Origin of the sequence: Erwinia sp. PsM31, from assembly GCF_030433775.1 — a bacterium.
GTDB classification, from domain to species: domain Bacteria; phylum Pseudomonadota; class Gammaproteobacteria; order Enterobacterales; family Enterobacteriaceae; genus Erwinia; species Erwinia aeris.
The window spans coordinates 85,324-111,511 of record NZ_JARUWZ010000001.1; the positions used below are offsets into that span (position 1 = coordinate 85,324).

General features: G+C 58.5%; 24 protein-coding genes. 11 read left to right on the plus strand and 13 right to left on the minus strand.

Annotated features, from left to right (window positions below):
- Nucleotides 1–2 precede the first annotated feature (2 nt).
- From QCD69_RS00390 to QCD69_RS00425, 8 genes are all read right to left on the minus strand, one after another.
- Entirely contained in the window at nucleotides 3–959 is a 957-nt protein-coding gene (locus QCD69_RS00390) for an AEC family transporter (RefSeq protein ID WP_253458318.1), read from the minus strand.
- A gap of 57 nt (nucleotides 960–1,016) precedes the next feature.
- Nucleotides 1,017–1,808, minus strand: coding sequence for a biotin-independent malonate decarboxylase subunit gamma (gene mdcE, locus QCD69_RS00395; protein ID WP_301250623.1), 792 nt, complete (start codon nucleotides 1,806–1,808; stop codon nucleotides 1,017–1,019).
- The gene (locus QCD69_RS00400; protein WP_253458311.1) at nucleotides 1,805–2,641 is read right to left on the minus strand and encodes a biotin-independent malonate decarboxylase subunit beta; all 837 of its coding nucleotides are present in this window, start codon (nucleotides 2,639–2,641) and stop codon (nucleotides 1,805–1,807) included. Before QCD69_RS00400 ends, mdcE begins: the two co-directional genes overlap by 4 nt.
- Nucleotides 2,634–2,933 carry a malonate decarboxylase acyl carrier protein gene (gene mdcC / locus QCD69_RS00405; protein ID WP_253458307.1) on the minus strand — a complete coding sequence of 100 codons (300 nt, stop codon included), beginning with the start codon at nucleotides 2,931–2,933 and terminating at the stop codon, nucleotides 2,634–2,636. The genes QCD69_RS00400 and mdcC overlap by 8 nt, the downstream gene beginning before the upstream one ends.
- A 9-nt stretch (nucleotides 2,934–2,942) precedes the next feature.
- Nucleotides 2,943–3,800, minus strand: coding sequence for a triphosphoribosyl-dephospho-CoA synthase (locus tag QCD69_RS00410; RefSeq protein WP_253458304.1), 858 nt, complete (start codon nucleotides 3,798–3,800; stop codon nucleotides 2,943–2,945).
- A complete protein-coding gene (gene mdcA, locus QCD69_RS00415) occupies nucleotides 3,800–5,455 on the minus strand; it encodes a malonate decarboxylase subunit alpha (protein ID WP_253458301.1) in 1,656 nt (551 codons plus the stop codon). Before mdcA ends, QCD69_RS00410 begins: the two co-directional genes overlap by 1 nt.
- A gap of 353 nt (nucleotides 5,456–5,808) precedes the next feature.
- The gene (locus tag QCD69_RS00420) at nucleotides 5,809–6,393 is read right to left on the minus strand and encodes a cupin domain-containing protein (protein ID WP_301250624.1); all 585 of its coding nucleotides are present in this window, start codon (nucleotides 6,391–6,393) and stop codon (nucleotides 5,809–5,811) included.
- A gap of 678 nt (nucleotides 6,394–7,071) precedes the next feature.
- The gene (locus QCD69_RS00425) at nucleotides 7,072–7,974 is read right to left on the minus strand and encodes a hypothetical protein (protein WP_301250625.1); all 903 of its coding nucleotides are present in this window, start codon (nucleotides 7,972–7,974) and stop codon (nucleotides 7,072–7,074) included.
- Between the two features lie 644 nt (nucleotides 7,975–8,618).
- On the opposite strand from QCD69_RS00425, the gene QCD69_RS00430 reads away from it, so the two are divergent.
- Nucleotides 8,619–9,101, plus strand: a complete 483-nt coding sequence (locus tag QCD69_RS00430; protein WP_125287235.1) for a YlaC family protein — start codon at nucleotides 8,619–8,621, stop codon at nucleotides 9,099–9,101.
- A gap of 4 nt (nucleotides 9,102–9,105) precedes the next feature.
- Here QCD69_RS00430 and QCD69_RS00435 read toward each other — a convergent pair whose 3' ends face one another.
- Together QCD69_RS00435 and QCD69_RS00440 are read right to left on the minus strand one after the other, a co-directional pair.
- Nucleotides 9,106–10,533: an aminotransferase-like domain-containing protein gene (locus tag QCD69_RS00435; RefSeq protein ID WP_301250626.1), complete on the minus strand. Its 1,428-nt coding sequence runs from the start codon at nucleotides 10,531–10,533 to the stop codon at nucleotides 9,106–9,108.
- A gap of 57 nt (nucleotides 10,534–10,590) precedes the next feature.
- Entirely contained in the window at nucleotides 10,591–12,723 is a 2,133-nt protein-coding gene (locus tag QCD69_RS00440; protein ID WP_301250627.1) for a putative bifunctional diguanylate cyclase/phosphodiesterase, read from the minus strand.
- Nucleotides 12,724–13,262: 539 nt separating this feature from the next.
- Here QCD69_RS00440 and QCD69_RS00445 point away from each other — a divergent pair.
- From QCD69_RS00445 to QCD69_RS00470, 6 genes are all read left to right on the plus strand, one after another.
- Nucleotides 13,263–13,829, plus strand: a complete 567-nt coding sequence (locus QCD69_RS00445; protein ID WP_125287232.1) for a spore coat protein U domain-containing protein — start codon at nucleotides 13,263–13,265, stop codon at nucleotides 13,827–13,829.
- Between the two features lie 74 nt (nucleotides 13,830–13,903).
- Nucleotides 13,904–14,383, plus strand: a complete 480-nt coding sequence (locus QCD69_RS00450) for a Csu type fimbrial protein (RefSeq protein ID WP_301250754.1) — start codon at nucleotides 13,904–13,906, stop codon at nucleotides 14,381–14,383.
- 18 nt (nucleotides 14,384–14,401) lie between these two features.
- Entirely contained in the window at nucleotides 14,402–15,118 is a 717-nt protein-coding gene (locus QCD69_RS00455; RefSeq protein ID WP_253458288.1) for a fimbrial biogenesis chaperone, read from the plus strand.
- 3 nt (nucleotides 15,119–15,121) lie between these two features.
- Nucleotides 15,122–17,518, plus strand: coding sequence for a fimbria/pilus outer membrane usher protein (locus QCD69_RS00460; protein WP_301250628.1), 2,397 nt, complete (start codon nucleotides 15,122–15,124; stop codon nucleotides 17,516–17,518).
- The gene (locus tag QCD69_RS00465; RefSeq protein WP_301250629.1) at nucleotides 17,515–18,513 is read left to right on the plus strand and encodes a Csu type fimbrial protein; all 999 of its coding nucleotides are present in this window, start codon (nucleotides 17,515–17,517) and stop codon (nucleotides 18,511–18,513) included. The genes QCD69_RS00460 and QCD69_RS00465 overlap by 4 nt, the downstream gene beginning before the upstream one ends.
- Before the next feature lie 139 nt (nucleotides 18,514–18,652).
- Nucleotides 18,653–19,972 carry an MFS transporter gene (locus QCD69_RS00470; RefSeq protein WP_253458282.1) on the plus strand — a complete coding sequence of 440 codons (1,320 nt, stop codon included), beginning with the start codon at nucleotides 18,653–18,655 and terminating at the stop codon, nucleotides 19,970–19,972.
- 104 nt (nucleotides 19,973–20,076) lie between these two features.
- Here QCD69_RS00470 and exbD read toward each other — a convergent pair whose 3' ends face one another.
- Together exbD and exbB are read right to left on the minus strand one after the other, a co-directional pair.
- The gene (gene exbD / locus QCD69_RS00475) at nucleotides 20,077–20,499 is read right to left on the minus strand and encodes a TonB system transport protein ExbD (protein WP_301250630.1); all 423 of its coding nucleotides are present in this window, start codon (nucleotides 20,497–20,499) and stop codon (nucleotides 20,077–20,079) included.
- A 5-nt stretch (nucleotides 20,500–20,504) separates the two neighbouring features.
- On the minus strand, nucleotides 20,505–21,230 hold the full coding sequence (gene exbB, locus QCD69_RS00480) for a tol-pal system-associated acyl-CoA thioesterase (protein ID WP_253458276.1): 726 nt from the start codon (nucleotides 21,228–21,230) through the stop codon (nucleotides 20,505–20,507).
- Between the two features lie 243 nt (nucleotides 21,231–21,473).
- Between exbB and metC the strand changes: the two genes are divergently transcribed.
- Nucleotides 21,474–22,676 carry a cystathionine beta-lyase gene (gene metC, locus QCD69_RS00485; protein ID WP_253458273.1) on the plus strand — a complete coding sequence of 401 codons (1,203 nt, stop codon included), beginning with the start codon at nucleotides 21,474–21,476 and terminating at the stop codon, nucleotides 22,674–22,676.
- Nucleotides 22,677–22,766: 90 nt separating this feature from the next.
- A complete protein-coding gene (locus tag QCD69_RS00490) occupies nucleotides 22,767–23,423 on the plus strand; it encodes a DedA family protein (protein ID WP_253458269.1) in 657 nt (218 codons plus the stop codon).
- A gap of 36 nt (nucleotides 23,424–23,459) precedes the next feature.
- Here QCD69_RS00490 and QCD69_RS00495 read toward each other — a convergent pair whose 3' ends face one another.
- The gene (locus QCD69_RS00495) at nucleotides 23,460–24,353 is read right to left on the minus strand and encodes an AraC family transcriptional regulator (RefSeq protein WP_125287222.1); all 894 of its coding nucleotides are present in this window, start codon (nucleotides 24,351–24,353) and stop codon (nucleotides 23,460–23,462) included.
- 264 nt (nucleotides 24,354–24,617) lie between these two features.
- On the opposite strand from QCD69_RS00495, the gene dkgA reads away from it, so the two are divergent.
- Together dkgA and QCD69_RS00505 are read left to right on the plus strand one after the other, a co-directional pair.
- Complete coding sequence (gene dkgA / locus QCD69_RS00500) at nucleotides 24,618–25,442, plus strand: 2,5-didehydrogluconate reductase DkgA (protein WP_125287221.1); 825 nt, start codon at nucleotides 24,618–24,620, stop codon at nucleotides 25,440–25,442.
- A gap of 408 nt (nucleotides 25,443–25,850) precedes the next feature.
- The gene (locus QCD69_RS00505) at nucleotides 25,851–26,120 is read left to right on the plus strand and encodes a YdgH/BhsA/McbA-like domain containing protein (RefSeq protein WP_253458266.1); all 270 of its coding nucleotides are present in this window, start codon (nucleotides 25,851–25,853) and stop codon (nucleotides 26,118–26,120) included.
- Nucleotides 26,121–26,188 lie beyond the last annotated feature (68 nt).

The following is a 26,188-nucleotide window of genomic DNA, read 5'->3' on the forward strand; positions in this document are numbered from 1 at the left end:
TGCTACATTCCTGCGGTTAATGAAATAAACAGCGGCAGCGTCACTATGCTCAGCACGGAGGTGATCAGCAGAGTGGCTTCCGCATCCGGCGACTCCACGCCGAAGCGATTGCCGAACACCACGCCAAAGAAGCCCGCCGCCAGCGCGATCATCAGGATCGAGGTGATCGCCAGCGGGCCGTGCAGCCCCAGCGCCAGCACAATGCCCCAGGCGATAAAGGGCTGAATAAGCAGTTTAGTCACGCTGGCGACGATCACCGCCTGATTGATCCTGATCTGACGTGCGGAGAGGATCAGCCCGGTCAGAAACAGCGCCGTCGCGGTAGCGGCCAGTCCCAGCGGCCGGATGGTAGAGAGCAGCAGCTCCGGCATATGAAAGCCAAAAGCGGAAAGCACCACGCCCAGCAGCGGACACCAGACGATAGGCTTAATCACGGATCGCCACATCAGTATTGGCAGCATCGCGGCGCTGGAGTGCTGCGTGCCCTCGGTTTTCGCTTTTTCACGCTCGAGGATCAGCAGGCAAAACGGCGTCATCAGCACCGAGCCACAGGCTATCGACACGGCGACCGACAGCGAGGTTTCGGGCGTTGAGCCGAGCACGCTGCCGAGGATCGGCAACCCCAGCGCGGCGTAGTTGGGCAGCGCGACGGTCAGCGTCAGCACGGCGGCATCCTGCGGCGCTTTGTGAAACACGCGGGTGCAGAGAAAATAGATGGCGGCGTAGGCTATCCACATCGCCAGCACCAGCACCACTACCAGCGGCGCCTGCCCGACGATACCTGCCCAGGGCGTTTGCACCGTGGCGGTAAACAGCGCCGCCGGCAGGGCGAAGTCCATGACGAAAACGTTCAGCAGGGCAACGTTGTGGTTATCGACCTTCTTTGCCTTACCGGCGTAAAAACCCAACAGCATAATGACGAAAATTGGAGCCAGAGCATGAACGATCACGTAAGTCATAACTTGCGCCTCGCAGGCTGAACGCGTCAGGGCAGGATTGCCCGCTGTCTTGCTGGATTACCAGGCCGCGCGCATTTTTTCGCGCACCAGCGCGGAGCTGCGGCGGTTTTCGCCCTTAAGGCGATGAAGAGCGGGATCTTTACGCGCCGAGCTGACCGCCTGCTCCAGCGATGCGCGAACCCGCTGAACATCGTCATCTTCAGGCGCATCCGGCGAGGCGATATCCAGCAGCTCTTCCAGCAGACCCAGCGTCTGGTAGTTGCCGATGTCGTAAGCCATTGGCGCAATGGTCTGTGCCAGCTGTTCCAGCGCCTCGATGCTGCGCAAGGTGATGCGCGCCGCCGCCGCTTTGCCCATTGCGTGCACCATCACGCCCGGATCGTTAAAGGCGATCAGCCGGTTTGCCTGGTAGCCGTGCGCCAGAAACGCGCCGGACATCGCTTTACCGACGATCAGCCCGATCACCGGGTGTTCGGCCAGCCTCGCTTTGGCATAGGCGCCTACCGCCGCCGCCAGCGCCTGGTGGATGCCGAACGCCTCTTCGCGACGGCCATAGGCCTGGCTTGGTACGTCAATCACCGCCACAATCGCCCGCTTCTGCGCTTTATCCGCATCCGCCACGATCGCTTCATCGATGACTTTGGCCAGCGTCCAGCCTTCCAGCAGGCCGACCTCGCCTTTAGCGGCGCGCGGAAAGTGGTTTTGCTCGTCCGGCACCACCGCAATATAACGCGCGGTTTCTTCACCCAGCGCCGCATCGGCCGCCTGCACCGAAGGGCAAAGTCCGCCCAGCCTTTCAGCCCCGTTGGTTAACAGGCTGAGCCATTTTTCACCACGACTGACGCTCATCCGCGATCCTCCCTTGCATAGACTTCGTTAACCTGCTGCGCATCGGCCTGTCGCTCGGTGTTCATTTCGCTCAGGCGCGGCAGATAGTAGCTGTACTCGTCCGAACGATGCTGTGCGGGCACGCCGCGCGCGATCGCTTCGTTCATCGCTTTTTTCACCGCATTGGCGCCGTCGGGCACCAGCACGTCGGCCAGCCCGCTGCGATAGCGCGCTTCGCCGCCGGTCATGCTCCAGATAAAAGGCCGGTCGCGGGAATCGTATTCCGCAATACCCGCCTCCTGTTCGATAACCTGCGGGCCGTTGAGGCCGAGCCTCGCTTCACGGGTGACGATCAGCGAGCTGCACAGCCCGGCGGCAATAGACATTCCGCCAAAGCAGCCTACCGTACCGGCGATGATGCCGATCACCGGCGTATAGCGACGCAGATCGACGATAGCGGCGTGGATATCCGCAATGGCCGCCAGGCCGAGGTTGGCTTCCTGAAGGCGCACGCCGCCGGTTTCCAGGCAAAGCACCGCCCGCGTCGGAATACCTTTGCGGTTATCTTCGGCAGCCAGCTCCAGCGCCGTCGCCATTTTCGCGCCGGAAACTTCGCCCATGCTGCCGCCCTGAAACGATCCTTCAATGGCGACGACCACCGCTGGCTGACCGTCGATGGTACCTTTCATCACCACCATGCCGTCATCGGCCTGCGGCACGATGCCCTGCGCAGGCAGCCAGGGCGACATAATGCCGTCAAAAGGATCGAGCAGCTCGCGTCCGCTGCCTTCGTCCAGCAGCAGCCGCGCGCGCTGGCGGGCCTTAAGTTCGATAAAGCTGCTGTCATCACGCATCTGCGGCCTCCTCAAAAACCTGCTCAATACGAATACGCGCCACGCCAGGCGTCGCACCGAAATCGTGAATGGTCATCTCGCCCGCCGGCAGCCCGGAAAACGCGCTCAGGCGATCGAAAAGCGCCCGCCAGCGTGTTCCGCTGTTGTCGACGGAGGTGGTCAGGTTGACCGTCAGCTGCTGGCCCGCTCCGGCCACAAACAGCACTTCCATATCGCCCGAGCCCACCACGCCCGCCAGCGCTTTACCGCTGAGCTGTCGCGTGGCCGACAGGGTAAACGTGATCTGTTCCATAAAATCCTCTCAGAAAGTGGTGTCGCCCAGCCTGTCTACAAACAGCGTGGCGGCAAGTAAATCGGCGGCGCCGCCGGGCGAGGCGTTCAGCGACAGCATGTGTGCGTCCAGCCTGGCCAGCGCGCGCTGCCCGTGCGGCGTTTGCGCCCCTCCGGCATCCAGCACGGCGCGCGCGCCGTTCTGCATCGCCACCAGCCCGTAAAGCCCGGCGCGGGAAAGTACGCAGGTATCGCTGAGCGAACTCATGATCGCCATCAGCGCGTTCAGCTGTGCCTGCGCTTCCGTCGCCCCGTCGTGCCTGCTGTGCCTTAGCTGCGGCAGCCCAAGTTGCATAATGTGGGGAAAGCCCTGCTGCGCCTCTTCGCGCGCGCCGGGCACCTGATAACGGCGCGTCGCGCGCAGCCCTTTGCTGAAGAGTTTCGGTGCCTCGTCATCCGGCAGCTGTGCCAGACTGGCCGCCGCCTGCGCGACCTGACGCTCGCTGCCCTCACCTGCCAGCATGGCGCTGGCGCTGACCAGCAGGCCGGTTGCCCAGAGCGCGCCGCGATGGGTGTTGACGCCGCGCGTCGCCTGCATCATCTGCCGTTCGCCTTCACGCCCCAGCCTGCCTACCTGCTGCCGCAGCGCGATATCCGCCGGACGCTGCCAGCAGTGCAGCGCCAGAGCATAAAACGCGGGCGTCAGGCTGCGCGCCGAGGCCTCCATCAGCGCCAGCGTCAGATCCCGATGCGCGCCGCTGCCTCTGCCATCGACCAGGCCGGGCTTGGGCGTCAGCCGGGCTTCGTCGATCAGGCAGCGCGTGGCCAGCTCCGCCAGCCGCGCGGCCTGCCGCTCAATATCGCTCAGCGAACATGAAGAAGGTTTCATTACCAGCTCCGGAACTTAGCCGGCGGCTGATAAAGCCCGTCCGACCATTCGACCAGCTCCGCCACGCTGCCCGCCGCCAGCAGCGAACGGGTGGCTTCGGTACGGCGAATGCCTAAATCTTCCGGGAAGGCGACTTTGCCCTCGCGGCGTAGATCGGCCACTCTTTTCGCGTCCACGCCCAGGCCGATATCGGTAATGCCCGCCACCGCCGCCACCATTGCGCGGCGCTCCTCCAGCGATTTGGCGCGATAGAGATAGGCGATGCCCTCTTCGGTCAACACGTGGGTGACGTCATCGCCGTAAATCATCACCGGCGCCAGCGGCATCCCTGAGGCTTTCGCCACGTCGACCGCATCCAGCTTTTCAACAAAGGTCGGCTTGCCGCCGCCCTGGAAGGTTTCCACCATCTGCACTACCAGCTTGCGGCCGCGCGCCAGCGGATCCGGCTCGTCAATCATCGCCAGCCAGGCAGGCGTGGCGTGGCGACGGCCGTGCGGATCGTGCCCCATATTCGGCGCGCCGCCGAAGCCGGAAAGCCGACTGCGCGTCACGGTCGAGGAGTTAGCCAGGCCGTCGACCTGGAGCGTGGAGCCGATAAACATATCGACCGCGTACTGCCCCGCCAGCTGGCAAAACGCGCGGTTGGATCGCATTGAGCCGTCGGCGCCGGTAAAGAAAACGTCGGGACGCGCCGCGACATAGTTTTCCATGCCCAGCTCGCCGCCAAAGCAGTGCACGCTTTCAACCCAGCCGCTCTCTATTGCCGGGATCAGCGTGGGATGCGGGTTCAGCGTCCAGTGGCGGCAGATTTTGCCTTTCAGCCCCAGCTTTTCGCCATAGGTCGGCAGCAGCAGCTCGATGGCGGCGGTGTTGAACCCGATGCCGTGGTTCAGCGACTGCACCTGATGCTCGGCATAGATCCCCTTGATCGCCAGCATTGCCATCAGGATATGCTCCTGTTTGATCAGGCGCGGATCGCGGGTAAACAGCGGTTCGATAAAGAAGGGTTTGTCGGCGACGACGACATAATCGATCCAGGATCCCGGAATATCGACGCGCGGCAGATCGCACTCGTCATCGACCAGTTCGTTGACCTGAGCGATAACGATGCCGTCGTGAAAAGCGGCGGCCTCCACCAGCGCGGGCGTGTCTTCCGTACTCGGCCCGGTGTAGAGATTGCCCTTGCGATCGGCTTTATAGCCGGCAATCAGCGCCACGTTAGGTGCGAGATCGACATAAAGCCGCGCATAGAGTTCGACATAGGTATGGATGGCGCCGATTTCCAGCTGGCCATCTTCCAGCAGCTGAGAAATACGCAGGCTCTGCGGCCCGGAGAAAGAGAAATCCAGCTTGCGCGCGATCCCCTTTTCAAACAGATCCAGATGCTCGCTGCGTCCGACGCTGGGCATGATCATATGCAGATCGTGCACGATCTCCGGATTAACTTCGGCCAGGCTACGTGACAAAAAGTCCGCCTGTTTCTGGTTATTACCTTCCAGCACCACGCGATCGCCCGGCGCGATCAGCCTCTGTAGCAAATCGACCAGATCGTCGGTCGGCAGCACTTTGCCGTTGATACCGAGCTGCTCGATGCGGCGTTTTTTTTCACTTCGACGTGTATCCCATACGCGGTTGGACGTTTGTCCCGGCAGCATGTAAACCTCCGTAACGCAGTAGGCGGGGGATCGGCTTATGCAGACGACAGCGCCGATCCGGCGGATGAATTTGAAGGTAGCCGCCGGTGAAAGATTGCGCAAACCGATGAAAAAACAATTGGGTAACCAGCGATGACAAAATATTTTTTTCACAGCTTGCCGCTGGCCCTGCCGGGCGTGGCGCTGTTTTAGCGGCAGAACCTGTGGCGCCGGGCCAGTGCTGCGCTGTGGATGCGGCCCGCTTCGGCAAAGAGACGCGTACGCCAGTACCCGTCTAAAAAAGAGACATTATTAAAAAAATATTTGGCAAAGCGCGCCTGACGGGGCAGACGCGCTGAGAAGAAGGGAATGGATCAGTTCTGTAAAGGATGCCAGATTTCAGTCACCGCGCCTTCACCGCCGGTGAGGGGATCGTGCTGCGGTACAGGTACGCGCTTAATAGCCAGTAGCGAGGCTTCCACATCTTCCAGATCGCTGCGTCGCGTCACCGGCTCCATGCCCTGTGGATAGGCGCCGACGGCAAAAAAATCTTCGCTGGCCGCCAGCTGCTGATGGCCAACGCCTGCCGGGATCAGGATCGCATCGCCCGCGTGAACGGTGACCGCCCTGCCCGTTTCGCCGCCGAAAAGGATTTGCGCCCAGCCAGCGCCGATACCCAGCAGCTCATGGGTGTTGGGATGATAGTGGGTATAGGAATAAATCGGATAGCGCCAGCGCGGCGTCCAGCGATGGCTGGCGAACGTTTCTTCAAACCAGGCCGCCACATCTTCCACCTCACCCGGCACCGCGCGCGGATAGATAATCAGCGGCAGCGGATTGTTCGGCACGCCGCTGGCTGGCTGAAAGGTCATATATTGCGGATTGTTCGACATACCCGCAGAAAAGGTGCCGGCTGCAAAAGACATCATCGCAAGCAGGTTACCAGCATGGGTTAGCATAAGATGCCTCCTGTAATTTCGGTGTTAATTAATTGTGGCACCTGGCGGCAAAGATGCAATCATTACGATCGGTTTTTGATCACATAACTTCTTAATTTTTCTCCACTTAACTCAAATTATTCGCCTGCCTGCCTCGGAGGCAAAATGTAAGGCCATTTTGCATTCCGAAAATAGCCCACGCGCCTGCCAAAAAAAAACGATTTAGTAAAAACAGGCTGGTTTTAAAAAGAAGAAAATAAAATTAAACGGCGGCTTAATCACTTAATAAACATAAGGGATTGATCACCGGAAAAATGGGAAAACCGCGCTAATGCCCCTGGCTAACCAGGAGGTTAGTTCATGGTTGCTCGCTATCTGATTCATCACGGGCTGGTTGATCCGGATGCAGCATCGCTGCTGCATTGTGAAACGGCCGAGCAGCGGAAGCCGGGCAATATCGGTTAAAGCTGCCGATGACTCTGGCATACTATCCTGCTGCCGGAAACGCACGCGCCGGTGACGGCCACTGCTCCTGTGCGCTCCCGCAAAGAGAAGCGGAAACCCACCGCAGAAGCCACCGATTGCCCGCCTCTGGCGCTCGCCGTGCCTGATGCAGAACATAATGCTGCTTACCCTGATTGCCGGGCTCGGTTTATAGCTGCCCGAAGCGGGCGCCTGTTCACGGCCGCCCGCCGCCTGTTATGAAAAAGCTTCCCTGCGCGCAGCCCGATGGCTGGCGGCAAAAAGCGCGCTCAAGCTTTCTTTATCCAGTTCAGGTGAAACCGCCGTCAGCAGCAGGAGCAGGCTAAGGGCACGCCGGCAAAGGTCGGCAAAATTATTCTCCCAGTCGGTAACGAGATGACCGGGAAAAAAGTTATGGCAGAGTTCATAAAACAGAAAATTACCGAGGATCTTTCGTCGCGCGCTGCTCGCTTTTTGCAGGCCGCGCCACGTCTGCCGTAGCGTCTCCTCACCCTTTTTCCGCATCGCTTTCAGCTTGTGCAGTCTGGCGTCGCTATCCACCAGTAACCATATCGGCAGCGCCTCCAGACGTTGCCCGGCGACCGGCGGAAAGCCGTGTTCATCCTGCTGCAGGCAAAAATCCTGCACCAGCCGCTGGCGGCCGGCGGGCTGTAGCCACGTCTCCAGCAGCGCGGCCCGCCGCTCCGGGTCAAGCGGGCCAGACTGGCGAATAAAACCGTACAGCGCATAGAGCAACAGCACAGGCTCAGTCCGGAAAGCGGCAAACAGCCGCAGGCAGTGCTGATTCATCTGTAAACGCTCTGCGGAGAGTTCGGGTAAATGTTCGGCCAGGTCTTCGCTGACGCTCAGGGTACAGGACGCCGTCAGGCTCAGGATTTCCGCCGCCGCCCGGTTGCAGCTGATATCCGCGCTGTGGCGCACGTGGTTATTCCAGCGAAACTGCAGCAGCGGCGAGGCGCCGTCGCAGCCAGAGCAGCCGCAGAGATGAATGTTTTGCCGCAGGCGCAGAACGTAATCGGGCGTCCAGACGCTGGCCGTCACGCTTTCCGTTAATAATGATCGTGCGCTATCCGTACCATTTTCTTTTCTGCTATGGATGCTGGCAAAATTATTTTTCATCGTTGTCACGCCGCCCCGGGTTGGATTGAGCAAAATAATTAACAAAAAAACAATATTTCCCTATTTTCATCCTGGCAATCCTTACCTGATTTAACTTGTTATCTGTTTATTTGAAGGCAGCTTAATATTTAAAAACAGAATTAACCTGGTGCTTCATCCGTTATTAAGAGAGTACAAACATATAACAAGCCAGCGGCCATAACAAATCGGCACGTCACGCATTTTAATTGCCGAAACCTGTAATTAAATTAAACAAAAGCGTATTAGCACCTGGCGCGGACAGATTTCTGTCGCCCGCCTTTTTCAAGGCGCCACTCGCTTTTTTCATTATGTTTCTTGCGCTTTCAGGCAATTTATTTCCCCTGGTGATAATAGATCCCGTTATCGATTAACTTATTTATGCCGAAAAAAAAGAGGTATATAAATTGAAAGAGGCTGTTGTTCCGGCTGCGGCGGCGATCCCGTCAGCATTTCACCCCGCGCGCTCCGCCTGCGGCAGTCGGCGGCCGTTCTGACGCGTTCTGGTAACAAGAACGTTAATGTTGTTATATGGGCAACTGTTATAGCTTTATTCGCATTAACTGTGTCTGCCCTTCTTGCGCCAGGTGTGGTCTACTGATGCCTGTACCAAGAGGAGGTTCAGAGTGGAAGACGTTAAACAGATCCTGCTGCGCGAAATCGACACCCTTAATCGTGAAGAACAGCGCGATAACCGACCGCGTTTCAGCTTCAATTTTCTGAAAAGTCATCCCGGCTTATGGGCGTCGATGTATGTCTGCTACGCCCTGACCGTGGCGCTGATTTTTACCACGGAGTTTCTGGGCTGGCCTGCGTTCTGGGGCGCCACTTTTTTCGTGCTGCTGATGAGCGGCCTGATGCTGCTGGATGTCAATCCGCGCTACCGCTTTGAGGATATCGATACGCTCGATCTGCGCGTGTGCTATAACGGCGAATGGTATTATGTGCGTACCCTGTCCGACAAGGCGATCCAGGATATCCTTGCCAGCAGCCAGGTGCCGGACAACGTTAAGCAAGGCATTCAAAAGCTGCTGCAGCTGAAAGGCGAAGTCGATTTTTACGACGTTTATCATCTGACCTGGGGCCAAAAACGCGCCTCTGCCGTCTGATATGTCAGGGCCAGCGCTGGCCCTGAAGCATTTCCGCAATCAACCTGCCCAGCGTCGCTACCGCCGCCTCCCGCGAGTCATTCCATTCCCAGGCCGTATTAAAACGAAAATAGTTGGCATACTGCTCGCTGGTAGAAAACATTTTACCGGGCGCGATACTGATTTTCTCGCGCAGCGCCCGATAGTACAGCTCGGTGGTGTTAACCGCTTCCGGCAGCTCGATCCATAAAAAGTAGCCGCCCTGGGAGTCGTTGATTTTGGCGCTGGCGGGCAGATGCCGCCGCAGCGACTGCCGCGCCAGGCTTTTGCGCTGCTCCAGCCGCTGGCGCAGCCGGCGTAAATGCACGTCGTAGCTGCGGCTGCCCAGGTAGTCGACCAGCGCCAGCTGCATCGGCGCGCTGGTTGAGATAGTGCTCATTAATTGCAGTCGCTGGATGCGCTGCGCGTGTCTGCCCGCCGCCACCCAGCCCACGCGAAACCCCGCCACCAGATTTTTAGAAAAAGAAGAGCAGTGCAGCACGCTGTCCTGTTTCTCAAACGCCTTTGCCGGCAGCGGTTTTTCGCTGCCGAACCAGAGTTCGCTATACACATCGTCCTCGATCAGCGTCACCTGATGCGCCTCCAGCAGCGCCACCAGCGCCTGCTTTTTCTCGCGGCTTAGCGTGCAGCCCAGCGGGTTCTGCTGATTCGACATCATCCAGCACGCTTTGACCGGCAGCTTCGCCAGCGTGGCGGCCAGCTCTGTCAAATCGATGCCGTGCTGCGGATGCGAGGCGATAGCGACAGCCTTAAGCTGAAGCCGCTCGATAGCCTGTAGCGCGCCGTAAAAACAGGGGTTTTCCACCACCACCCAGTCGCCGGGCGCGGTGACCGCCTGAAGGCTCAGGTTCAACGCCTCCATCGCGCCGTTGGTGATCACGATCTCTTCTGGCGAAACCTGTATGCCCTGTAACGCATAGCGCTTGGATAGCGTTTTGCGCAGCGCCTCGTTGCCCGGCGGCAGGTTGTTTAAGGCGTCCGCCGGTTTTAACGAGTGCGAAACGGCGGAAAGCGAGCGCATCAGCTGGCGCTGCGGAAAGAGTTCAGGATCGGGAAAGGCGGAGCCGAAAGGCATGATGTCCGGGTCGCGACACGCCTGTAACACCTCAAAAATAAAGTCGTTGATATCGACCGATTCCGTGAGCTGCACCTTCTGGTGGCTGGCGGGCTGGCTGAGAAATTCCGCCCGTGGCGCTACGTAGTAGCCGGACTGCGGCCGGGAGACGATCCAGCCCTGGCTCTCCAGCACCTGATAGGCGTGCATAACGGTCATCAGGCTCATCCCGCTCTGCGCCACCTGCTCGCGCAGCGAGGGGAGTTTTTCGCCCGGCAGCCAGATCTCACTGGCGATCTGCTGCTGGATTTGGTCGATTAACTGCAGATATTTTGCCAAAACTGTTACAGGCCCGTGCTCAGGAATGAGCAACTATTATAGTTAGCCGGGCTGCGATTAAACAGCTTTTGACACCGGGATCTTCTCCTCCGCCGCTTTTTTCTGTTCCGGCGTGCGGTTGGACTCGTGGTTGCCCGCATACAGCTTCAGGTGCGGCACCTGCTCAGGGGGAACCGGTTTGCCCAGCAGATAGCCCTGTAGCGAGTTGCAGCCCAGGCCGGTGAGAAAGGCCTGCTGCTCTTCCGTCTCTACGCCTTCCGCCACCACTTTCAGGTTCAGCGTCTGCGCCAGCGCCACGATAGCGGTAACGATAGTGGCGTCTTCGCTCTGCGTATGCAGCTCGTTAACGAAGGCGCGATCGATTTTCAGCTCGCTGGCGGGCAGACGTTTCAGATAAAGCAGGCTGGAATAGCCGGTACCGAAATCGTCAATCGAGGCTTTCACGCCCAGTTCGGTCAGCTCGGTTAAAATACGCACGCTTTCGTCGGGATCGCGCATGGCGGTAGTCTCGGTCACTTCCAGCGTCAGCAGCTCTGGCGAAATCTGATGTTTCTTCAGCGCGGCGACCACCGTTTCCACCAGTCCGGCCTGCTCAAACTGGAGCGACGACAGGTTGACCGCTATCGACCATTGCGTATTGCCCATTCGATGCCAGACGCTCAGCTGGCGACAGGCTTCGTTAATCACCCAGTTGCCGATGCTGACGATCAGCCCGGTTTTTTCCGCCAGCGGCAGAAAAATGTCGGGCGACAGCAGCCCGCGCTGCGGATGCTGCCAGCGGATTAGCGCTTCAAACCCGACGATAGGGCCCTGCGGCGCGCAGAATTTCGGCTGGTAAAAAAGGCGCAGCTCGTCGTGCTCCTGCGCCAGCCAGAGATCGTTGATCAGCTGTAGCTGGTTTTGCGCGATGGTGTTCATCGACGGCTGGAAGAAGTTATAGCCGTTACGGCCGTTGTTTTTGGTGTGGTACATAGCGGCATCGGCGTTGAACATCAGTTCCCGCTCGTCGTTGCCGTCGCCCGGATAGACCGCAATACCGATGCTCAGCGACACCACCAGCTCGTAACGCGAAATCAAAAACGGCTCGTCGATAGCCTTGACCAGCATATCGGCCACGGCGGCGGCATCGTTCGGCTCGCTGATTTCCACCAGCAGCACAAACTCGTCGCCGCCCAGTCGCGCCAGCGTATGGTGCCCGATCAGTAAATTTTTCATCCGCTCGGTGACCGCGACCAGCAGGTTATCGCCAACGTGGTGACCAAACGCATCGTTAACGGCCTTAAAACCGTCCAGATCCATAAACATCAGCGCGAAAGCGGTCTCTTCCCGCACGGCCTTGCTCAGCGCCTGATCGAGGCGATCTTCCAGCAGAATACGGTTAGGCAGGCGGGTTAAGTTGTCGTGCAGCGCCAGCTGGGCCAGCTCGCGGTTGGCTTCCGCCAGCGAAGAAGCCAGTACCGACGTTCTGGCCTGCAGGCGCGCGTCGAGCGTGGAAACCACCAGCGTAATACCCAAAATAGAGAGCGTCACCACCACGACCAGCATCGCCAGCCAACTGCTGTTCACGCCCATCTGCGTGGCGTGGCTGCCCATCGGGAAGCTGGCCGCCGCCATGCCGCTGTAGTGCATCCCGGCGATGGCGGCGCCCATAATCAGCGCCGCGCCGGCGCGCAGCAGCGCTAAATGCCCTTCGCCCTGACGTAGCTTAAACGCCAGCCACAGCGCGGCCGTTGAGGCGCCCAGCGCGATCGCTATCGACACCGCAATCCAGTGCCAATCCCAGACGATACCCGGTTCAAACATCAGCGCGGCCATGCCGATATAGTGCATCGCCACCACGCCGGTGGCCATCGCCAGCGCGCCGACCATCAGACGGGCAAAGACCAGTTCACCGTAGCAGACAATCCACAGCGCAAAAATCGAGGCGACTACGGCTACAAACATGGAAATCAGCGTGAGCAGCGGATCGTAGCTCATCACCATTGCCAGGTTCATCGCCAGCATGCCGATAAAATGCATAGACCAGATGCCGATGCCCATCGCAAAGCCACCGCCAACCAGCCAGACGCGGGCCGCTTTCCCCGTAGAGGTTGCCACCCTGCCCGCCATATCCAGCGCGGTATAGGATGCCAGGAAGGCAACAAAGATGGAGACGATAACCAGTAGCTGGTCGTAGGAGCTCATAAGCATATGCAAATCTCTGAAGCAAAAGCCAGATTACTGGCACCGGGTAAGGGAATAATAAAGCTGATAAATCGATTTCAACAATTACGGTATCGGCTAAAGAGTAGTCAACTTTACCCCTGGTGGCATAAAGCGGCCATGCCCGGCTGCGGACTCGGGCTTAACCCATCTATCTCCTTATAATTAAACGGGTTTATTATCTGTTTTTTTTTGCTTAACGACCTTAGCATCCGCTCTTTTTTTTGCCCAGCAAAACCCAGGGCCAGCGCTGATTATTTTTTGTCAGGCGTCTTTTTTCATGCTACAGCAAGCAGGTCTGCTTTTGTTTCAACTCATTAACAAAATTTTGCGTTTCGCTTAGCTCAGCGTTCAAGGCTGTTCTATAGTTTTAAACATAACAGAAATTGGTCAATCTGGCTTTTATCGTGGATAGCGGCCAACATAGCTCTTTCCGGCTCTGCGTTTTACCTGCATCGCGGCCATTTTTTACGCTTTTACACCGGGCGAAAAAGCACTTCCATTGGTCTGATCGGTAAGGAATGATTATGAAAATGAAGCTTTTTTTGCTGGGCTGCGGCTTGGGTCTCGGCGTGGCCTCTTCCGGCTTTGCCGCCACCACGACGGGAACTATCAACGCCACGCTGGTCCTGACCACGGGTTGCCTGGTCAATGGCCAGACCGCCACCACCGGTGTTAACTTCGGTACCTTAGACTTTGGTAGCAGCGCCGCGACCTTTGATACCCTGAACGCCACCTTAGTTGGCGCGCTGGGCAACGGCATCTTTGTGCGCTGCACCACTGGTCAAACCTATAACGTGCAGCTCACCAGCAGCAACGCCGCGCCCGCTACCGTGTTTGGCGAAGTAACCGCGCAGCCTCGCTATCTGGTGCTGGGCAGCAACGCCACGCAGGGCATTGCCTATACGCTCTATAACTCCACTTCCTATACCACGCCCATCGCTAACAACACTAACCTGACCAGCACGGGCACCACGGATCCGACCAATGGCGACAACTACCCGATTTACGGTCGTATTACCGGCGGCGGTTTTAACGCAGCGATCCCGGCAGGTACCTATACCGATACGATTAACGTTGCCGTGAACTACTGATTGACGGCGGCAGGGAGCACGTCGTGTCGGGGCAGGAAAGAACATCGGCGGGCTGGCTTAGCCCGCTTTGTGTCGTGGTTTGCTGTATCAGCTTTCCGGCCGGAGCGCTGCCGACGCAGACTTTTCAGGTGACGGCGTCGGTAGTGAACGGCTGCGTGATTTCCGGCACCAATACCGGCGTGTTCGGCACGCTGAACTTCGGCACCCGCCCCGGCGTCGGTTCGGCTTCTGCCAGCGCCAGCTTTGTTCAAAGCTCCACGATTACGCTGGCCTGTACGCCGGGCACTGCGCTAAGCATGAGCATTAACGGCGGCAGTAATTATTCCAGCACGCGTAATCTTAAAATTGCTAATAACACCGATTTAGTGGCCTATGCGCTTTACACCAGCGCCACCGCCAGTGCGGCAAGTGCGATCCCGGTCAATCAGAACGTGGCGCTGACCTACAGTAACGCCAATAACATCACGCTGCCGATATATGGTCGGCTGCAGATGAGCGGCATTCGGCGGGCCGGGACTTACAGCGACACGCTGACGGTGACGCTGAGTTGGTAAACAGGGAGAAAGTATTTCATGAAGACGCTACGTATTTTCACACTGCTGGCCGGACTGACGGTTAGCTCACTGCTGCCCGCGTGGGCAGGAAATTCGGTGCTGATCTGGCCCATCGATCCGAAAATCCACAGCGGCGATAAAGCCACCGAGCTGTGGCTGGAGAATCGCGGCGCAGCGACCACGCTGATGCAGGTCAGGGTTTTCACCTGGCAGCAGCAGGACGGACACGAACAGTATCAGACGCAGCAAACGGTGGTCGCCAGCCCGCCGCTGGTAAGGATAGAGCCGGGCCAGAAGCAGCTGGTCAGGCTGATTAACCAGACCCCGCCGCCCAAAGGCGAGGAGCGGGCTTACCGGGTGCTGCTGGATGAGATCCCTACGCCGCAGCAGCCTGGCGAAAATCAGGCGGGCCTTAATTTCCAGATGCGCTATTCCGTGCCGCTGTTTACCTATGGCGAAGGCCTTTCAGCCGACACGGCCCGCCCCGACCTTAGCTGGCGCCTCGTTAATCAGAACGGTAAGTCAGCGCTGCTTATTACCAATAACGGCAGCGGCCACGCGCGGCTAAGCAACGTTTCGCTGGGCGGCCGGACGCTGTCAAACAGCCTGTTCGGCTACGTGCTGGCGCGATCGAGCAATACGTTTCCGCTTAATTTCCCGGCGTCTGACCGCTCGCAGCTCAGCGCGGAACTGGATAATAACCAGACCTGGCGCAGCGGCAGCTCTGCGCGCTAGCCGATGAACGGGCGCCGCTGCTCCCTGGCCCTCTGCCTGTTAAGCTACCTGCTTTCTTCAGCCGGTCGCGCGGAAACCTATTCCACTTTGCCGCCGCCGCCGTCGCCAAACGCGCCGGGCGCCAGCCAGCAATATATGCTGGGGCTGGTGATCAACGAGCAGGACAACGGCCAGGTCGTGCCGGTGGAATTCCGTGATAACCATTACTATCTGCGCGCCGGCGATTTGCAGCGGGCCGGCATCCCTTCGGCGCTGATCACCTCGTCGATGATGGATGTTTCCGCCATGCCGCAGGTAAAAGCCGACTACGATCAGGCCCGCCAGCGCCTCTTGCTGACGGTGCCGCCCGGCTGGCTGCCGCGCCAGAAACTGAATAACGAGGAGCGGAACGGCCCGCGCTTTCCTGGCAGAACCTCTACCGGCGCGCTGTTTAACTACGATCTCTACACCAGCCGTACCTCTGCCAGCGGCAGCCGCCTTTCCGCCTTTAACGAGTTTCGCCTGTTTGGCGCGCTGGGACAGTTTTCCAGCAACGGCGTCTGGCAGCAGCAGCTTTCCGGCCAGACGGCAGGCTCGCAGAACGAGGGCTATCTGCGCTATGACACTTACTGGAGCAATCAGGATGAAACCCGTTCGCTGAGCTGGCGCGTGGGCGATCTGATCACCGATTCACTGGCGTGGAGCAGCAGCGTGCGGCTGGGCGGCATTCAGATCGCGCGCGACTTCTCCGTGCGCCCGGATCTGGTGACCTATCCGCTGCCCTCTTTCTCCGGCCAGGCGGCGGTACCTTCCACGGTCGATCTCTTCGTCAACGGCTATAAGAACAGCAGCAATGACGTACAGCCCGGCCCCTGGTCGATGACCAATATGCCGTTTGTTAACGGCGCGGGCGAAGCGGTAGTGGTAACGACCGACGCCGCAGGGCGACGCGTCTCTACCACCATGCCCTTTTACGTCTCCAGCAGCCTGCTGAAGCCCGGCCTCTCTGACTTCTCTTTTTCCGCCGGGGCGCTGCGCAATAATTACGGCATCAAAAGCTTTGACTATGGCTCCGCCGCCGCCAGCGGCTCCTGGCGCTACGGCCTGACCGACTGGCTGACGCTGGAAAGCCATGCCGAAGGTGCGGACGCGCTGGCGCTGGGCGGCGCGGGCGGCCAGGTCAGGCTGGGGTCGCTCGGCGTGGTCAATGCGGCGCTGGCGCAAAGCCAGATGAGCGGCGAACATGGCAATCAATACAGCTGGGGCTATCAGTACAGCAACAGCCGCTTCAACATCGGCACGCAGCATATTATCCGCTCGGCGGGCTTCAGCAACCTGGCGCTGTACGGCGATCGCAACAGCGGCCTGGCGGGCACGGAATACACCCTTAGCCGCCGCAGCGCCCAGTACAGCGCCAGCGTCTCGCTCGATCGCTTCGGCAGCCTTGGCGCGGCCTTTATCGACATCGTCAGCGGCAGCGGCGACCGCACCCAGCTGTGGAACCTTTCCTGGAGCAAAAATATTTGGGGCAACAGCAGCCTTTACGTTTCCGCCAGCCGCGACCAGCGACAGGGCGACTGGACGGGCACCATTTCGCTGGTGATCCCGTTCAGCGAGCGCGGCAACGCCAGCCTGAGTCTGGATCGCGACCAGCAGGGCACCACTTCGCAGCGCGTAACGGTTTCGCGCTCCATGCCTACCGACGGCGGGCTGGCTTACGACGCCTCCTGGGCCAACCAGAGCAGCGGCGGCGACTATAAGCAGGCCAGCCTGAGCTGGCGCAACCAGAAGATTGAGACTTCAGCGGGCTTCTACGGCGATGGCGATTACACCACCGAATGGGCCGACGTGAGCGGCTCGCTGGTGCTGATGGACGGCAGCTACTTCGCTGCCAATGAGGTTAACGATGCCTTTGTGGTGGTGAAAACCGACTATCCCAATATCAACGTGCGCTACGAAAACCAGCTGATGGGCAAAACGGACGCCGGCGGTCATCTGCTGGTGCCGGGCATCAGCTCCTATTATCCGGCCAAATATGATATCGACACGCTGGATCTGCCGGCCGATATGACCACCTCCAGCGTCGAGCAGCGTTTTGCCGTCAAGCGCAACAGCGGCTATCTGCTGCATTTCCCGATTGAACCGCTGCGCGCGGCCAGCGTGATCCTGCACGACCAGAACGGCGAACCGCTGCCCGTTTCCACCCAAATTATTCGCGCGGGCGCCGCGACGACCTATGTCGGCTGGGACGGTATCGTCTGGATGGAAAACCTGGCTGCCGTTAACCCTTTCCGCGCGGAAACGCCGGACGGACGCCATTGCGAAGCGAAGCTCGACGTGCCGGGCGGTCGCCCGACGTCGCTACAAACTTACGGGCCGCTGACCTGCGCCCTTTCCGCTGCCTCAGGAACCTCACCATGACTTTGCCAATAAGATCGATCTTCCACCTGGCGCTGTTTTCGCTGCTGATGCTCTGCTCGCTATCCGGCTGGGCGGCCTGCACGCTGCCGACCTCTACGGCTACCTTTGGCAGCGTCAGCTCTTTTACGGTAAACACCACGGTGAGCAACACCACCGCCACCGTTAACGTCAACTGCGGTTCGGGCAGCGTGCTGTCGCTGCTGTCCAGCGATTACATCCGGTTTCAGCTGGCCAGCGCCACCTACACCAGCAGCACGCGCGGCGCGCTGAAAACCTCCAGCGCCGGGACGGATCTTATTCCGCTGCGCGTATGCAGCGATACGGCCTGCGCCACCGAGATGCTAATCGGCGGCACCACGGTTAACTACAGTCAGGCGCAGCTGCTTAATTTGCTGGGAACAGGCGGCGGACAGAACTTCGCTATCCCGCTTTATCTGAGGACGCTGACCGGCCAGGTGGTGGCCGCCGGTACCTACACGGTGACGCTGAATATTCTGGTCAGCTATAACATCTGTACCGGCATTGGCGCGCTGGGCGCCTGTTTGTTGGGCAGTCAGCAGACCGGTTCCGGCACGGTGCCCATCACCACCACGCTGGTGGTCACCAACGACTGCACCACTATTACCGCGCCTAACGTCAGCTTTGGCAGCGCGCCGCTGGTCGGCAGTTTTAACGCGGTTTCGCAGTCCATTAATGTGATCTGCACTAAAGGCAGCACCTATACGGTTGGCCTGAGCAACGGCGGCTATGCGGTTGGCGCGCAGCGCTATATGGCCAGCGGCAACAACCGGCTCGCCTATGAAATTTATAAAAATGCCACGACCTCGCGCTGGGGGCCGACAGGTACGGAGCGCGTCGCCAGCTCGGCGGCCAACAGCATTACCACCGACGGCCTGACCCGCACTTTTAATTATACGGCGCGCATACTGACTTCGCAGGCCACGCCGCCTGCGGGCAACTACAGCGACAGCGTGGTGGTGGATCTTTCTTTTTAGGGCCCGGTTTGCCCCCGGATAGTGCATTGTTAATTATTTGTTACCAATACGTATACATCCGGCGCCTTAACGGTGATGCCTGTCACATTAATGTCCGCGCGGGCGCGATAAAAGATAAGAAAAACTGAAAGGACAGGCGATGACATCTTTTTCTTCTTCGGCGAAAAAGCCGCAGGGCAGCGCCCGCACCATCTTCAATGTGACCAGCGGCAACTTCCTGGAAATGTACGACTTTATGGTGTTTGGTTACTACGCCACGGCGATTGCCAAAACCTTTTTTCCGGGTGACGATCCTTTCGCCTCGCTAATGTTAACGCTGATGACGTTCGGCGCAGGTTTCCTGATGAGGCCACTGGGCGCGATTATCCTCGGCTCTTATATTGACCATCACGGACGGCGTAAAGGGCTGCTGCTGACGCTGGGCCTGATGGCGATCGGCACCTTAACCATTGCTATCGTGCCGGGCTACAACACGCTGGGCGCGGCGGCGCCAATCCTGATCCTGCTGGGCCGTCTGTTGCAGGGCTTCTCGGCGGGCGTGGAGCTGGGCGGCGTTTCGGTCTATCTCAGCGAGATCGCGCCGAAAAACCGCAAGGGCTTTTTTGTCAGCTGGCAGTCCGGCAGCCAGCAGGTCGCCGTGATTTTCGCCGCGCTGCTGGGCCTGGGGCTGAACCATCTGCTGGCGAAAGATCAGGTGACCGACTGGGGCTGGCGTATTCCCTTTTTCATCGGCTGCCTGATTGTGCCTTTCCTGTTCTGGGTCAGGAGAATGCTGGAAGAGACCGAAGCCTTCAGCCAGCGTAAGGTGCACCCTTCCATGCGTCAGATCGTGCGCGGCGTCGCCAGCAACTGGGCGCTGGTGCTGGCAGGGATGCTGATGGTGGTCACCACCACCGTGATGTTTTATATGATCACCGCGTTTACCCCGACCTTTGGGAAAACGGTGCTGATGATGAGCGATAAGCAGAGCTTTTTGGTGACGCTGTGCGTTGGCCTGTCAAACCTGATCTGGCTGCCGATTATGGGCGCCGTCTCCGATCGCTACGGCCGTCGTCCGCTGCTGATCCTGTTTACCGTACTGATGATCGCCACCGCCTGGCCGGTGCTGCACTGGCTGGTCGGCTCGCCAACCTTCTCTCATCTGCTGGAGGCCGAGCTGTGGCTGTCGTTTCTCTACGCCAGCTATAACGGCGCGATGGTGGTCTATCTGGCGGAAGTGATGCCCGCAGAGGTGCGCGCGACCGGCTTTTCGCTGGCCTACAGCCTGGCGACGGCGCTGTTCGGCGGTTTTACGCCAGCGATGTCCAGCTATCTGATCCACGCCACCGGCGACAAGGCGATGCCCGGCGTCTGGCTGACCTTCGCTGCCGTTTGCGGCCTGCTCGGCACGCTGCTGATCAAACGCCTGGTGCAGCAGTATCAAACCCGCCAGACCAGCGAGCCTGTGGCGCAAATGTAGCGCCGCAGGTGCGGCCGTAGCGCAAGGCTGCGGCCGCCTGCCCCAAATTTTAAGCAAAAAAAATCCGCAACGATCGTTACGGATTTTTTATTTTCTGATGCCGATTATTTCGCGACGGTTTCCATGCCCATCAGGCCAATCTTCAAATAGCCCGCCTGACGCAGCTTGTCCATCACGCCCATCAGCGTTTCGTAATCCACCGATTTATCCGCCTGGAAGAAGATAGTGGCGTCTTTATTGCCCTGCGTCTGGCTTTCCAGCGCCGACAGCAGCGTTTCCTGCGTCACCGCCTCATTGCCGATAAACAGCTGTTTATCCGCTTTGATTGAGAGGTAGACCGGTTTTTCCGGGCGCGGCTGAGGCTTGCTGGTAGAGGCTGGCAGATTGACGCGAACGTCAACGGTAGCCAGCGGCGCAGCGACCATAAAGATAATCAGCAGCACCAGCATCACGTCGATAAACGGCGTAACGTTGATTTCATGCATTTCGCCGTTGCTATCGAGATCTTCATTTAATCGCATGGCCATGACGCTTACCCTACCCGCAGCTTCTGCGTTGGATGCTGCGGCGCGCTGGCGGCCAGATCCAGATCGCGGCTTTGCAGCAGCATAATCTGCGCGGCGACGTCGCCCAGCGAGGCTTTATAGCTGGCGATCGTACGGGCAAAGACGTTATAGATCACTACGGCCGGAATCGCAGCGAACAGGCCGACAGCCGTGGCCAGCAGCGCTTCTGCGATGCCGGGCGCAACTACCGCCAGGTTCGTGGTCTGCGTCTGGGCGATACCGATAAAGCTGTTCATGATGCCCCAAACGGTGCCGAACAGGCCAACAAACGGCGCGATAGCACCGATAGTAGCCAGAAAACCATTGCCGCGACCGGCGTGGCGGCTGAAGAAGGCGACGCGGCGCTCCAGACGGAACGAGGTACGCTCTTTAATGCCGTCGTTGTCGGCGGACTGCTGCGACAGCTCCAGTTCGTTTTCGGCTTCTTTCAACAGCTGCGTGGTCAGGCTGTTAGCGTTAAACGTGGCGCTGATATCGCTCGCTTCCTGCAGGGAACGAACGCCCGCCAGCGCCTGCTGCTCGCGCTTCAGGCGGCGTTTCGCCGAGCTGAGCTCCGCGCTCTTGCTGAAGAAGATAGCCCAGGTAACGACCGAAGCCAGCAGCAGACCGATCATTACCACTTTTACCACGATGTCCGCATGGTGATACATGCCCCAGACGGAGAGGTCCGTCTGCATCAAATCATTCGTCACGCTGTCTCTCCAACGTCAGTTACCGATAGCGAAAATACAGGTCGGATCATACCAAATCGAACCCGAATTGATAGTAGTTATCATTACTATTTACCCTTAACGCAATACTTTTTACACTTTTCCCGCCATCTCCTTTTTATCGCCAGGGTTTTTCCTGAAACTTTGTCACGTAGCGGGATGACGAATTTCGCCCCGCCGCCAGCCGTGTTAACGTTAAGCGAGATCCTTAAACCGAGCAGACCGATGACCAGTAAACATATTGAAACGGCGTTAATCAGCGCCGGCCGCCGCAAACGCTATACCCAGGGTTCCGTTAACAGCGTTATTCAGCGCGCCTCCTCGCTGGTGTTCGACAGCGTGGCCGAGAAGAAACGCGCCACGGCCGGGCGAGCGGAAGGCGAACTGTTTTATGGTCGTCGCGGCACCTTGACCCATTTCTCGCTGCAGGAAGCCATGACCGAGCTGGAGGGCGGCGCGGGCTGCGTGCTTTATCCCTGCGGTGCGGCGGCGGTCGCCAATGCCATTCTCGCTTTTGTTTCCGCCGGGGATAACGTGCTGATGGCCGGTTCCGTCTATGAACCGACCCAGGATTTCTGTAGCAAAATCCTCAGTAAAATGAACGTGACCACCACCTGGTTCAGCCATACCGCCGGCGCGGAAATCGGCGACCTGGTGAAGCCGGAAACGCGGGTCGTTTTTCTGGAATCGCCGGCTTCCATTACGATGGAAGTGCAGGACATTCCAGCCATCGTGGCGGCCGTGCGGGCCAAAGCGCCGGAAGCGGTCATTATGATCGATAACACCTGGGCGGCGGGCATTCTGTTCCGCGCGCTGGATTTTGGTATCGATATTTCCATTCAGGCCGGGACTAAATATCTGATTGGTCATTCCGACGCGATGATCGGCACCGCCGTCGCCAACGAACGCTGCTGGGCGCAGCTGCGTGAAAACTCTTATCTGATGGGGCAAATGGTGGACGCGGACACCGCCTATATGGCCAGCCGCGGCCTGCGCACGCTGGCAGTACGTCTGCGCCAGCACGAAGAAAGCGGGCTGCGGGTCGCGCGCTGGCTGGCCGAGCGCCCGGAAGTGGCCGTGGTTAACCATCCGGCGCTGCCGCAGTGCAAGGGCCACGAGTTCTGGCGGCGGGATTTTACCGGCAGCAGCGGCCTGTTCTCCTTTGTACTGAAGGCGCGGCTGAGCGATCGGCAGCTGGCCGATTTCCTTGACCACTTTGAACATTTCAGCATGGCCTACTCCTGGGGCGGTTTTGAATCGCTTATTCTGGCGAACCAGCCCGACGAGCTGGCCGCCATCCGTCCGGCAGGCGGCGTTGACTTCAGCGGCACGCTGATCCGGCTGCATATAGGGCTGGAAAATGTTGACGATTTGCTGGCGGATTTGGCCGCCGGTTTCGCGCGCGTCGCGGGATCGTCAAAAAATTAAACAAAAAGGCAACAGCTCTGGCCTGTACCACGTTGTGACAGGCCATTTACGAGTACACTAGTGCTATTGATGCGGTAAACAGGATAAAAAATGGCGGTACTCCATGAGATTGTGCAGGCGCTTTGGCATCAGGATTTTGCTGCCCTCGCCAATCCCGATGTAATCTGGATCGTTTACGGAATTATGTTTCTCACGCTGCTGCTGGAAAATGGTTTGCTGCCCGCCGCCTTTCTGCCCGGCGACAGTTTACTGCTGCTGGCTGGCGCGATGATCGCCAAGGGCGTGATGGGCTTTATTCCTACCGTTGCCATCCTGACGCTGGCGGCCAGCCTGGGCTGCTGGCTGAGCTACCTGCAGGGCCGCTGGCTGGGCAATACCCGCCTGGTCAAAGGCTGGCTGATGCACCTGCCCGCGCAGTATCACCAGCGCGCCTGGAGCCTGTTTCACCGGCACGGGCTGATGGCGCTGCTGATTGGCCGCTTTCTGGCCTTCGTGCGGACGCTGCTGCCGACCATGGCGGGCATTTCCGGCCTGACGCAGACGCGCTTCCAGTTTTTTAACTGGCTCAGCGGCCTGCTGTGGGTCGGCATCCTGGTCTCGCTGGGTTATGCGATAAGCCAGGTGCCCTTTATCAAGCGCCATGAGGATCAGGTGATGTCCATTCTGATGATCCTGCCGCTGGCGCTGCTTTGCATCGGCCTGATTGGCAGCCTCGCGCTGTTCTTTAAGCGGAAAAAAGTCGCTTAGCGCACCCCGCCTTCCGAGGGTCGCCCGGCGGCCCTCTTATTCCATCTGACGCATTCTGCCGATCTCTTCCCCCGGCGTGACGCCAAAATAGCGCTTAAACTCGCGGGAAAACTGCGAGGCACTTTCATAGCCGACCCGCATCGCCGCCGCGCTGGCCTTCAGGCCTTCATGCAGCATCAGCATTCGCGCCTGATGCAGTCGATAGCTTTTCAGATACTGCAACGGCGAGGTGCTGGTGACGGCTTTAAAGTTGTGATGAAAGGCGGAGACGCTCATATTCACCTCCGCCGCCAGCCGCTCCACGCTCAGGTTGTCGGTATAGTGATGCTCGATGCGCCGCAGCGCCCGCGCTATCTGGCTGAACTGCGTGTGTCGACTGACCAGCGCCATCAGCGCGCCGCCGCACGGCCCCAGCAGCACGTGATAGAGGATCTCCCGCACGATTTGCGGGCCAAGCACGCGCGCGTCGCGCGGATCCGCCATCGCATCCAGCAGACGTTCCGCCGCACACAGCATCGGCTCGGTCAGCGGCGACGAGTGAATGCCGCGCGTCTGCGGCTGCGGCTGAAAGCTGTCGTCATCGCCAATATCAATCAGCAGATCCTGGAGCTTAACCGGATCGACATTCAGCAGCATGCCCGCCAGCGGCGCTTCCGGCGTGGCGAACGTCTCGCACTCTACCGCCAGCGGCACGGTCAGCATCAGGTATTCCGTGGCGTCGTAATGGAAAACATGGTTGCCCAGATAGCCGGTTTTTCTGCCCTGAAACAGGATCACGATACCGGAAGAATAGAGCACCGGCGTGCGCCCGCTGGGCTGGCTGGCGTGGAAAAGCCGGATATCGGGCAGCAGCGTCTGCACATCCGGTTTTGCGTCGATCAGTTGCACGACCTGGCGGGCAAGCCGTGCGCACAGCATAGTGCGATCCATGATGTTCACCTGAAAAAAAGCAGAGCCGGCATCATGCCGAAGCCTGGCGTAATCGTCCAGCCTCCTGGAGAAACAGGCAAGAAGAAAGCAGAAACGGGCAGGATATATACCGGGACTGGCCGCTACGCTGGCTATCGGCTCAATAATCCGAATTGCGCAAAGGGTTAATAATTTCAACTAAACTAAGACCAGCAGTCTTAACCAGACTTAGCGTTACTTGCCGGCGCAGAGGCGTCGGCCCCCCTGGCTGCAAAGGAGAGAACAATGGCAGAGCAACCCGTAATCAAGCTTCACGATGGCAATATGATGCCCCAGCTCGGCCTGGGCGTCTGGCAGGCAAGCATTGACGAAGCGCGTCAGGCTGCGCTGAAAGCGCTCGATGTGGGCTATCGCTCGATCGATACCGCCGCCATCTATAAAAACGAAGAGGGCATCGGTCAGGCGCTACAGGAAACGTCGGTCGCGCGCGACGATATCTTCGTGACCACCAAGCTGTGGAATGACGATCAGCTGAACGCGCCGCAGGCGCTGGAAACCAGCCTGAAGAAATTGCAGCTGGAAAGCGTCGATCTCTATCTGATGCACTGGCCTTGCCCGGCGAAGGACAACTACGTTGACGCCTGGAAAGCGATGATCGAGCTGCAAAAACAAGGGCTGACTAAAAGCATCGGCGTCTGTAACTTCCAGGAAGCGCACCTGAAACGGCTGATAGATGAAACGGGCGTGCGTCCGGTGATCAACCAGATCGAGCTGCACCCTATGCTGCAACAGCGCACGCTGCACGCCTGGAACGCCATGCATCAGATCCAGACCGAATCCTGGAGCCCGCTGGCGCAGGGTGGTAAAGGCGTGTTCGATCAGGCCGTGATCAAAACGCTGGCGAAAAAATATGGCAAGACGCCTGCGCAGATTGTTATTCGCTGGCATCTGGACAGCGGCCTGGTGGTGATCCCGAAATCGGTCACGCCTTCCCGCATTGAAGAAAACTTTAAAGTGTTCGATTTCCGCCTGGAAAAACCGGAAATCAGTGAAATCGCCTCGCTGGATGCCGGCAACCGTCTTGGCCCCAACCCTGACGAGCTGAACTAAGCGCCCGGCCGCCCGTTGACAGAAAACAGACGGGCGGCCGCCTTTCTGACGCGCGACCTGCCTTTATCATGCATTAAGAAACAAGAACTGTTTACGTAATGCCCTGTTAATTTAAACCTCAGATAAACCACCTTCATTATTTTTTCTGAATAATGTTAATATTATTATTAAGCGCCGGCAGCGGCAAAGACTTTACCCTCCTCTGAAAAGCGAATAAATACAGCAAGGTAAATTTAATTTGCTAATAAATGTTTGCGCCAAATTTAAAAAATAATGCATTGGTAATATTTATAATAGGTTTAGCTAATCAAACCGGTATTTCTTATTATTAATAACCGAATTATATTGCGCACAAAATCAGTATACTGAAGCCGAAAATATTTCTGATTAATTTACTGGAGAAATTTAATGAAAAAGATTATTTCGGCTGCCCTGCTGTTGCTGATGACGGGTTCCGCTTTTGCCGCACAGATCGTGCCGCGTAATGAACTGGATAATTACGTTAAAAAAGAACGCGTATCCATTTCTAACGTGATGGGTGGAAAATCAAAAGCGCTTGAGGCACTGCGCACGGAAGTGGATAAAAAAGGCGGCGAATATATGTATATTACCTCGCTGGACCGTCCTGGCAATTCCAGCCACTGGCGCGGTACGGCTATCGTACTGGAAAAGAAATAATCGTTCCTCAGCCCTCCCTGCCTTAATTCGCCCCGCTTTCTTTGGTTCCCGTCGGGCGCGCCGACTGA

What these genes read in the sequence shown, in the direction of transcription:
- QCD69_RS00460 (WP_301250628.1), top strand. Translation starts at nt 15,122, where the DNA reads ATGAACGGGCGCCGCTGCTCCCTGGCCCTCTGCCTGTTAAGCTACCTG.
- QCD69_RS00465 (WP_301250629.1), top strand. Translation starts at nt 17,515, where the DNA reads ATGACTTTGCCAATAAGATCGATCTTCCACCTGGCGCTGTTTTCGCTG.
- QCD69_RS00490 (WP_253458269.1), top strand. Translation starts at nt 22,767, where the DNA reads ATGGCGGTACTCCATGAGATTGTGCAGGCGCTTTGGCATCAGGATTTT.
- QCD69_RS00495 (WP_125287222.1), bottom strand. Translation starts at nt 24,353, where the DNA reads ATGGATCGCACTATGCTGTGCGCACGGCTTGCCCGCCAGGTCGTGCAA.
- QCD69_RS00425 (WP_301250625.1), bottom strand. Translation starts at nt 7,974, where the DNA reads ATGAAAAATAATTTTGCCAGCATCCATAGCAGAAAAGAAAATGGTACG.
- metC (WP_253458273.1), top strand. Translation starts at nt 21,474, where the DNA reads ATGACCAGTAAACATATTGAAACGGCGTTAATCAGCGCCGGCCGCCGC.
- mdcC (WP_253458307.1), bottom strand. Translation starts at nt 2,933, where the DNA reads ATGGAACAGATCACGTTTACCCTGTCGGCCACGCGACAGCTCAGCGGT.
- QCD69_RS00445 (WP_125287232.1), top strand. Translation starts at nt 13,263, where the DNA reads ATGAAAATGAAGCTTTTTTTGCTGGGCTGCGGCTTGGGTCTCGGCGTG.
- mdcE (WP_301250623.1), bottom strand. Translation starts at nt 1,808, where the DNA reads ATGAGCGTCAGTCGTGGTGAAAAATGGCTCAGCCTGTTAACCAACGGG.
- mdcA (WP_253458301.1), bottom strand. Translation starts at nt 5,455, where the DNA reads ATGCTGCCGGGACAAACGTCCAACCGCGTATGGGATACACGTCGAAGT.
- QCD69_RS00410 (WP_253458304.1), bottom strand. Translation starts at nt 3,800, where the DNA reads ATGAAACCTTCTTCATGTTCGCTGAGCGATATTGAGCGGCAGGCCGCG.
- QCD69_RS00505 (WP_253458266.1), top strand. Translation starts at nt 25,851, where the DNA reads ATGAAAAAGATTATTTCGGCTGCCCTGCTGTTGCTGATGACGGGTTCC.
- QCD69_RS00455 (WP_253458288.1), top strand. Translation starts at nt 14,402, where the DNA reads ATGAAGACGCTACGTATTTTCACACTGCTGGCCGGACTGACGGTTAGC.
- dkgA (WP_125287221.1), top strand. Translation starts at nt 24,618, where the DNA reads ATGGCAGAGCAACCCGTAATCAAGCTTCACGATGGCAATATGATGCCC.
- QCD69_RS00400 (WP_253458311.1), bottom strand. Translation starts at nt 2,641, where the DNA reads ATGCGTGATGACAGCAGCTTTATCGAACTTAAGGCCCGCCAGCGCGCG.
- QCD69_RS00390 (WP_253458318.1), bottom strand. Translation starts at nt 959, where the DNA reads ATGACTTACGTGATCGTTCATGCTCTGGCTCCAATTTTCGTCATTATG.
- exbD (WP_301250630.1), bottom strand. Translation starts at nt 20,499, where the DNA reads ATGGCCATGCGATTAAATGAAGATCTCGATAGCAACGGCGAAATGCAT.
- QCD69_RS00420 (WP_301250624.1), bottom strand. Translation starts at nt 6,393, where the DNA reads ATGCTAACCCATGCTGGTAACCTGCTTGCGATGATGTCTTTTGCAGCC.
- QCD69_RS00470 (WP_253458282.1), top strand. Translation starts at nt 18,653, where the DNA reads ATGACATCTTTTTCTTCTTCGGCGAAAAAGCCGCAGGGCAGCGCCCGC.
- QCD69_RS00440 (WP_301250627.1), bottom strand. Translation starts at nt 12,723, where the DNA reads ATGCTTATGAGCTCCTACGACCAGCTACTGGTTATCGTCTCCATCTTT.